This window comes from Thioclava sp. JE_KL1, assembly GCF_009296265.1.
In the GTDB taxonomy this organism is placed as follows: Bacteria; Pseudomonadota; Alphaproteobacteria; order Rhodobacterales; family Rhodobacteraceae; genus Thioclava.
Genome location: NZ_WBJS01000032.1, coordinates 1 through 7684, shown reverse-complemented (window position 1 = coordinate 7684; position 7684 = coordinate 1). Strand labels below are relative to the sequence as shown.

Below are 7684 nucleotides of genomic sequence, written 5' to 3'. Positions count from 1 at the left end.
GGCTCTGTTGCACAAATCCCGTGAAGGGATTCATGTTGTGAATCCAGCGTGGTAGCTGGCTGTCATGAGCAGACCGACGCCCCCGACCTACAAGACCAGGAACTGGCCATCCTACAATGAAGCGCTCAAGCGCCGTGGCTCACTGACGATCTGGTTTGACCCCGAGATGAGCTGGGAGGCCGCGCCGACCGGCAGGCGCGGTCGCCAGCAGAGCTATAGCGACGCCGCGATTCAGACCTGCCTTTCGATGAAGGTGTTGTTCGGTATGGCTCTGCGACAGACGACCGGGTTCGTCGAGAGCCTGTTGCGCTTGGTCGGCCTTGAATGGGCGGTGCCCGACTTCAGCACGCTGTCTCGTCGCCAGAAGACCCTTGCCGTGAACATTCCGTATCGCAGTTCCAAGGGGCCGTTGCACCTTCTTGTCGACAGCACAGGGATCAAGGTCGAGGGTGAAGGCGAATGGCACGCGCGCAAACATGGCGGCCCAAAGCGGCGTGTCTGGCGTAAGCTCCATCTCGGGATCGACGAGCAAACATTGGAGGTTCGTGCCGTGGAGATCACGGGAAGCAACATCGGAGATGCTCCGGTTCTGCCCGACCTGCTCGACCAGATCCCCGAGGATGAAGAGATCGGCAGCGTCACGGCAACCAAGATGCACTGCGTGAAACTTCTGGGTCAGCGCCTCATGGCGCGGGACTTCGATCGCCAGATCGCGGAACTTCAGGTCCGCATCGCCATCATGAACGGCTACACCGCGCTCGGCATACCCGTCACGGAAGCTGTGGGATAAGTCCATCCGGGGAAAGGGGAACCTCGGCCATCAACCAATTTGTGCAACAGAGCCCGTCGGTGTGCGCACCGGAGCGCCATACCGAACAAGACCTTCATTGAAAGGCACGTCTGGATAGCGGCGTCGCTATAGGCCTGATGGCGGCCACGCCGTCCTGTCGGCGCGGCATCCCAGGTCATATCGGGGTCAAACCAGATCGCCAGCGAGCCCCGGCGCTTGAGCGCTTCATTGTAGGCTGGCCAGTTCCTGGTCTTGTAGGTCGGGGGTGTAGGTCTGCTCATGACGCCCAGCTACCACGCTGGATTCACCAGATGAATCCCCCGATCGGATTTGCGCAACAGAGCCTCGTCGCGCCACCAATGCATCGTATCCTATAGAGCACCGGATACACAGACATACCCATTGATTATCGATACATACTAAGGTATCTATCGCAGGTGCCAAAAGATAAGTTGAGGTTCTGATGCGCAAAGCTTGGTTGTTCCTGATTTTGCCGCTGTCTGCGTGCCAGGCGCTGACACTCACGGCAGTGCCAGGTGCCGTTCCCCCGGGTGCGAAACCAGTTTCACCAGCCGAGCTGAGTACAGCCCCAGTGCCGACGAATGCCAGCCAAAGCCTCAGCTATTCCAAAGCAGCGGGAAGCAGTGTGATGGTGGCGCAGACGACCGCTCAGCGCACGGCTGCTTGGCCGGACAAGGTCGCGTTTAGGGGCACCGTTCTTTCGGTCACGCTCAATGACGGGAGGCAGTGCGAAGGAGACACGCAGGGCCTGATGCGCGGCACGCTTGCAAACTGCCCCTGGCCGCTCAAGTACGAGCTGGAAAATGTCCGGCCACGTCCGTTCGATGGCCCCGCGAATGTCGTGGCGACCGCACACCCCTACACGCAAGTGGTGCTCACTGCACCGAACGGATTCAGTTGGCGATTTCAAACGCCGATCGTGGCCTTCGGCAAGCGTTAACCCACAGTCCCCGCCTCGTAAGAGCGCTACAATTGGCCCGAAAGAAGTATCGAGCCAGCTTTCACCTCAGGTTAGCAAACCGACCCCGCCATACCGCGACATGAGACCAAGCTTGGTCAGTTCAAGCTTGGTCGGTGAGGTCAGACAAGGGGTCCCCCGAGCCACCCAAAAGACCGGCGAGAACGTCGTCGACACTACCCAACATACCGCCGCCATCCGATCCACCTAGCAGCAAGGTGGCGGTTCCGCTGAGCACATCCGGCGCCTGAACGAGAAGACCATCATCTCCCGTCACGGGCTCGAGAAAACCTCCATCCTGGGCGACCGTTCCAACCAAACCAGACACACCGGTGAGCGAACCAAGCGCTCCCCCTGCTCCGACCAGGCCATCGAGCATCCCGTCTGGGCCCGCCACACTGTTCAAAAGCGAATCTGCCGCCGATATGCCCCCGGCCACCGGGCCTGCCGGATCCAGAGCGCTACCGACAAGACCATTGTCTAGCCCAAGCGCCTCTCCCAGCAGATCATCGACAGCATGCAGCGCCCCACCAGTCGCGCCGTCTGCCCCGAGAATAGCGCCCGTCAATCCGTTATCACCGATTACCCCGTCGAGGATACTATTGCCGTCATTGACTTCACCCGTCTCGCCGAGAAGCCCTCGACCTAGCAGGTCGCCCACTAACCCCTCCGACCAAGTGACTCCGGCAAGCACGCCTGCGTCACCAACCAACTCTCCAAGCACACCGTCCGAACCGGCAACCGCCCCGAGCAGGCCATGATCGCCGGTCACGGGTCCGAGCAAACCGCCATCGGCAACGACGCTGTCGAGAAGGCCTGTATCGGCCGACATACTATCGCCGGTCAGAAGGCCCTCGCCCAGGATCGCCCCAACCAGCCCGTCAGAGCCCGTGATGCTGCCAAGGAGGCCATCGTCTCCAATCACATCGCCGATAAGCCCTTCTGACCCGGTGAGCGATCCCAGCAATCCGTTATTGCCGGTCAAGGCGCCGAGCGTTCCCTCGTCCGACAGCAGCCGGTCCAACACCGGCCCAGTGGGTCCGTCGCTCCCGCCGAGAAGACCCTCGCCCAGAAGCCCCGCTAGAAGACCGTCTGACCCGGAAATAGCGCCTAACAACCCGTCGTTGCCCAACAAGCCACCAAGCAGTCCGTCGGAGCCCGTCACCGAACCGAGCAGCCCACCATTCCCGGTCACAGCACCAAGGAGGCCCTCATCCGCCGCAACCCCGTCTTCGGCAGTCGGCTCGTCTGCGCCGATTAGCCCGCGCCCCAGAAGACTTCCTACAAGCCCCTTCGAACCGGTGATCGGCGCTAGCGCCCCCTGATCACCTACGACTGAGGCGAGCAGTCCGGTTTCCTCAGTCACGGAGCTTAGCCCAAGGGGCGACCCCAGCACACCTTCCTCGCCAAGCAGCCCGTAACCCCCGACCAACGGATCAAGCAAGCCGCTCGATGACTGATCGACCGCATCCGGCGACCCCGTGGGGTCGCGCTCCTCCTCGGGGTCTGCCGAGCGGGTAGGCTCCGTCGGTTTGGTCGGATCCTGCGTGTTCGAGACGTCTCCGGTGGGATTTTGCGCGCCGAAATCGGAGCTAGCCGTAGCAAGTGCAACAAGACCCGCGATACCAACCGCAATCGCAGAGCCATTATCGGAAAGAGTGCCCCCTATTCCCCCAGCAAGGCCACCAGCCTCCACGGAAGTGCGGGGCATGTTGTTGATGCCGCTCATCGTTCCGTCGGAAAACGTGAGCGAAGTGGGGGCCCCGTGTGCAGACTTCACGTAGAAATCCCGGACGAGGATCCTGTTTCCGTCTTTCAATACGACCATCAGGTTATCGCCGTCACGCGAACACCGTTTCACCTGATTTCTGGTCGCACCGATTGCGACGTTCGTCCCGGGCGTTGCGGAAACCATACTCGTTGTCATCTACAAGCGTCCTTCAAGTTGTTTTCGCCCATGTTCTCGTTTCGTCGCCGCGGCCACACAGCGTGAAGGAACGGTATCCACCCATTCTGCTGTAGTAAATATACTTTGGTATGTCTTTAAAATCTAACGTCAGGGAATTCTGCACAACTCGCAACGCAAGCTGCTAAAGGGGTGGTGGGACAAGTGCGACTGACTGTGCTAAGGGTAAGGAATTCCTTACTGATCTGTTGGGCATTACGAACGTCCAGAAGATAAAGTGGGCACCCATACCAGACCCCGTTATTGAGAAACGGACCTAGATTCCTTCGATGTGTGACAATGGAAACCAACGCACGCTTGTCCCTGCTCCGCTCCGCCTTTGCCACGGATCCAACGATGGTCTTGACCCTCGAGCCGAACGGGGAGTTCGTCGCAATGAACGCGGCAGCGGAAGCGTTTGCATGCGATCTGTCTCGCAACATCCCCATGCGAACGGCGCTCATCGAAGCGACGAGAGACGCGGTACGGCACAACAAAACGTCCCTGGAAACCGGGGATCTGCGGCTCACCGCTACTAAGCTGTCTACGGAAACAGATGAGCCAGATCCGATCCTGCTGCGCGTGATACGCGAACCAGAGGCACCGCAGATTGCGGAGCCAGAACTGTTGGAGTTGCTGCGAAACCTGTTGGTCCATGACCTGCGAAGCTTGCTGCAGTCGGTTCTCGCGGCGCTCGAAGAAGCATTTGAGCCTACTACCGGACAGGAAACTTCGCCGCCCCCCGATCAAAGCGAAGCGAGGGACGCGATCTACGAGACGCTCGCTCAGGTATCACGCCTCCTGTCAATCGTCAGCGGAAGGGCGGGAAACTGGCTCAATCCCGTGGGGGTCGATCTCGAAGAAGTCTTGTCCGAAGTCGTGACTCGCCTAACGCCGATAGCGCGTCAGCGTAACATTCACCTCCGCCTGACTTCTGCTCGGCAGGCTGTCGGGCTGAAGGGACCCGCCATTCTGTTGCACGAGCTGAGCCAGAACATGGTCGACAACGCGATCAAATATGGGAGCGGAGATGTCGAGGTCAGACTCGAACAGCACCTATTGAGAGCCGGTGAATGGGAGGTCAAAATCGAGGTCTGGCAGGCGGGTTCCGGTGTTTCCGATCTGCTCCTTGAGGCCCTGTGCAAGGAGCCGAAGGATGTCGCGATCGGGCACGGCCAAAAATACGGCCTGCAGATCATGCGGTTGGCCATGCGCGGGCTGAACGGCAGCTGGGAGAACGAGATAATCGCAGGTCGCAGTTGTCTTCGGGCGCGGTTTAGCCTGCCCGAGAGCACCATGATCGCCCCTCAAGGCCATCGCCCGGTCGACGCGCAGCCGAACCTCATGCTAAGCGGAAAAAGCCTGATTGTCGTGGAGGATAACGACCTCATTCGAAGTTGGGCGGGCAAGATCCTGCGCAACGCGGGTGCAGAGGTCTGTGCGCTGAAGGATGCCGAAAGCGCACTAAGTTTTGTGCGCGGCCTCCGGAAACCGGTGGATGCAGCGATCATTGACATAACCCTGCCGGGGATGGATGGGTTCGCCCTTGCGCAACGGCTAGCCCACTTGCCCAGTTCGGCAAAACCGCGCGTCGTGCTGGGCTTGAGCGGCAACGTCGATGAGGCATCACGCGCCCGCGCGCACTCTGTCGGGATAGCTCAGCTCCTGGAAAAGCCGATTCTGGCACAAGATTTGACCCGAATACTCGAGTCGGCGACAACCGCAGGAAAAGGCGCGATGCACAAGACGACACATGGGGCAACCACGGATCACGCAAACGGCAGCGATCTCTTCGACGAGGAGATTCGCACCGAATTGCTGGCGGATCTGGGAGAGGTAGCGGCTCTTGACTTCATGAAGCGCGCTCTCAAGGAAGCCGTAGAAACGCACAACGCACTGACAACTAATGGATATGGTTACAAAACCCGCCCTTTAATTCACTCGGCTATTGGCTCGAGTGGAATGACGGGCCTTAAAGCCGTTGAGACTGCTTTGCGCTGCGTGCAGCTCGCTGCGGGAAAGCCAGATGAACACGAAGCTGCCTGCGCGACGCTCGGAGTTGAAATAGATCGGACAAGGCAGGCGCTCTCCTGAAGTTATAAAGAAGCCTTCGTGCCGCGAAAGAAGGCGGTCAACATACACACAGCAAAGTCGATGGCCCGACGCGTTGCGCCCGAGCAACCATTCGTCGCCAGAGCAGAAAATCAAAATGTGATCTTAAGTGTATATTTACTGCTAACGACGAAATCAGCATTGCTACTCGCCACGAGGAACCATCGGTAGTGGGTTCGGTTCGTAATGAGTAACATCACGTAGTCTCTGCTACGTAAGTAACCTGGAAAGGAGGCGACATTGGACGCCGAAAAATTAAGCCTTCTGGTCGCAGATGATCACCAGATGATCCTCGACATGTTGTCAATGCATGTCGACACCCTGCCGGACGTCGAGCTTACGACGGCTTCGGATTTTCAAGGTGCGCTAGATTGCATCGACGAACATGGCCCGTTCGACGTCATACTGCTCGACTACAATATGCCCGGTATGAACGGTCTAGAGGGGCTCGTTACCGCAAAAAAGTTGAATGCCGGAAAGCCCGTCAGTATCTGGACCGGCTTTCCGACACCCCGCCTTATCAATGAAGTTCTCGAAAAAGGCGGTGCGGGCATCATCCTCAAAAGCTCTTCGTTGCGGAGCCTAACTAACACCATTCGTTTCGTGGCAGCGGGCGAGGTGTATTTTCCAATGCATCTTCTTGAAGCGAAGAACGCCGCTCTGGAAGCGCTGGAGACACCGCTATCCGACCGCGAATACGCGGTTTTGTGCCAACTTGCCGATGGGCTTTCAAACCGAGAAGTCGGTGAAAACCTCGATCTAGCGCAGCCGACCATCAAGATGCACGTTCAGTCGATCTGCAAAAAGCTGGGCGCCCACAACCGGACCCAAGCTGTGGTGAATGCGCGAAACATGGGCTTGATTTGAAGATATGGTCTCTCGGAGAGCACTAATCTCTCTCGCCCGTGGTGCCCTGGGGTGTGGTGGGGGTAGCACCACGGGTGAGAGAGCGCAGTGTGCCTGATGCCCTTAAGGGGATTGGCACCATTTTGACGGCAGCCACTGCATGCACTTCCTGCCGTTGGAATTGGGGGCGACAGGAAGAGAGAGCGAAGCCTAGCTTCTGGAAGCCAGGTAATAGGCGTTATTCTCGAACGCAGCACGTATGGCATTCTCAAGCCGGATGCGTGAAGCTGAGCTCCTTAGCGTCACATCACATGCGTGCATCCTCTCACAGGTGAAATCGTCGCCACGGATCTCGCTGGAAATGAGAATGATAGGCAGTGAAGCGCATCCGCGGCGGACCCTCAGGCAGAAATCGACGGTATCCTCAACGTCACCCAGGTAATCGGCATCGACCAACAAGACATCGACCTCGCCCGCGTGTTCGACCAACCAATCAACGGACAGTTCCTCTTCCGGGACGGTCAGGAAATTGGCACGCTCCTGGGTCGCGAGACGCTGCCCTTCAACTGCCACGGCATCGCCTTCACCGCACATCACGATCACCCCTTTGGGAAGCAGGCGCTGCGCGGCCACTCGCTGAGCGCGCTCCGCAAGCGTTTCATGCAGGGAATTACAGGCACCTATCGGCGGAAAGCTGCGACTAGCGCCCCTCGCCTTACTCGGAAAAGCGATATTCAACATGATCGTAGCCCTTATCCATCAGCGCCCTGGGAGAATCCGCGCCTCGACTGACTCTATCAATTCGATATACATACTTTAGTATGTCGCGTCAAACCTTAGTATAGATGACCTGGTATATAGGTTGCTCTGCCCCCTGAAAATTGGACCGTTTGAAACTGGAGTTTTCAGCTAAGCTTTCCTGGCTGGGAGAGGAGCGGAAGCGCATGAAAGCATCGAAGTTCACGGAAGCACAGAAGGCGTTCATTCTGAGGCAAGGCGAGGAAGGCACATC

Annotated in this window: 6 protein-coding genes and 1 pseudogene; 4 read left to right on the top strand and 3 right to left on the bottom strand. The window is 58.5% G+C overall.

What is annotated here, in order from left to right; genetic code table 11:
* The first annotated feature begins 64 nt into the window (after positions 1–64).
* Positions 65–790, top strand: a complete 726-nt coding sequence (locus tag F8R15_RS20525) for an IS5 family transposase (protein ID WP_152845825.1) — start codon at positions 65–67, stop codon at positions 788–790.
* Positions 791–858: 68 nt separating this feature from the next.
* Here F8R15_RS20525 and F8R15_RS20520 read toward each other — a convergent pair.
* Positions 859–1071 (bottom strand): annotated as a pseudogene (locus F8R15_RS20520) (transposase); the annotation flags it as partial.
* Between the two features lie 182 nt (positions 1072–1253).
* On the opposite strand from F8R15_RS20520, the gene F8R15_RS20515 reads away from it, so the two are divergent.
* Positions 1254–1751 carry a hypothetical protein gene (locus F8R15_RS20515; protein ID WP_152845824.1) on the top strand — a complete coding sequence of 166 codons (498 nt, stop codon included), beginning with the start codon at positions 1254–1256 and terminating at the stop codon, positions 1749–1751.
* A 121-nt stretch (positions 1752–1872) separates the two neighbouring features.
* Here F8R15_RS20515 and F8R15_RS20510 read toward each other — a convergent pair whose 3' ends face one another.
* Positions 1873–3696 (bottom strand): hypothetical protein, encoded by a 1824-nt coding sequence (locus tag F8R15_RS20510; protein ID WP_152845823.1) that lies wholly within the window; start codon positions 3694–3696, stop codon positions 1873–1875.
* A gap of 318 nt (positions 3697–4014) precedes the next feature.
* Between F8R15_RS20510 and F8R15_RS20505 the strand changes: the two genes are divergently transcribed.
* Both F8R15_RS20505 and F8R15_RS20500 read left to right on the top strand, forming a co-directional pair.
* The gene (locus F8R15_RS20505) at positions 4015–5808 is read left to right on the top strand and encodes a hybrid sensor histidine kinase/response regulator (RefSeq protein WP_152845822.1); all 1794 of its coding nucleotides are present in this window, start codon (positions 4015–4017) and stop codon (positions 5806–5808) included.
* Positions 5809–6066: 258 nt separating this feature from the next.
* Positions 6067–6693 carry a response regulator transcription factor gene (locus tag F8R15_RS20500; RefSeq protein ID WP_253732826.1) on the top strand — a complete coding sequence of 209 codons (627 nt, stop codon included), beginning with the start codon at positions 6067–6069 and terminating at the stop codon, positions 6691–6693.
* Between the two features lie 189 nt (positions 6694–6882).
* Here F8R15_RS20500 and F8R15_RS20495 read toward each other — a convergent pair whose 3' ends face one another.
* Entirely contained in the window at positions 6883–7413 is a 531-nt protein-coding gene (locus F8R15_RS20495) for a hypothetical protein (protein WP_152845821.1), read from the bottom strand.
* Positions 7414–7684 lie beyond the last annotated feature (271 nt).

Coding starts and splice junctions, on each gene's coding strand:
- F8R15_RS20505 (WP_152845822.1), top strand. CDS start 4,015: ATGGAAACCAACGCACGCTTGTCCCTGCTCCGCTCCGCCTTTGCCACG.
- F8R15_RS20525 (WP_152845825.1), top strand. CDS start 65: ATGAGCAGACCGACGCCCCCGACCTACAAGACCAGGAACTGGCCATCC.
- F8R15_RS20515 (WP_152845824.1), top strand. CDS start 1,254: ATGCGCAAAGCTTGGTTGTTCCTGATTTTGCCGCTGTCTGCGTGCCAG.
- F8R15_RS20495 (WP_152845821.1), bottom strand. CDS start 7,413: ATGTTGAATATCGCTTTTCCGAGTAAGGCGAGGGGCGCTAGTCGCAGC.
- F8R15_RS20510 (WP_152845823.1), bottom strand. CDS start 3,696: ATGACAACGAGTATGGTTTCCGCAACGCCCGGGACGAACGTCGCAATC.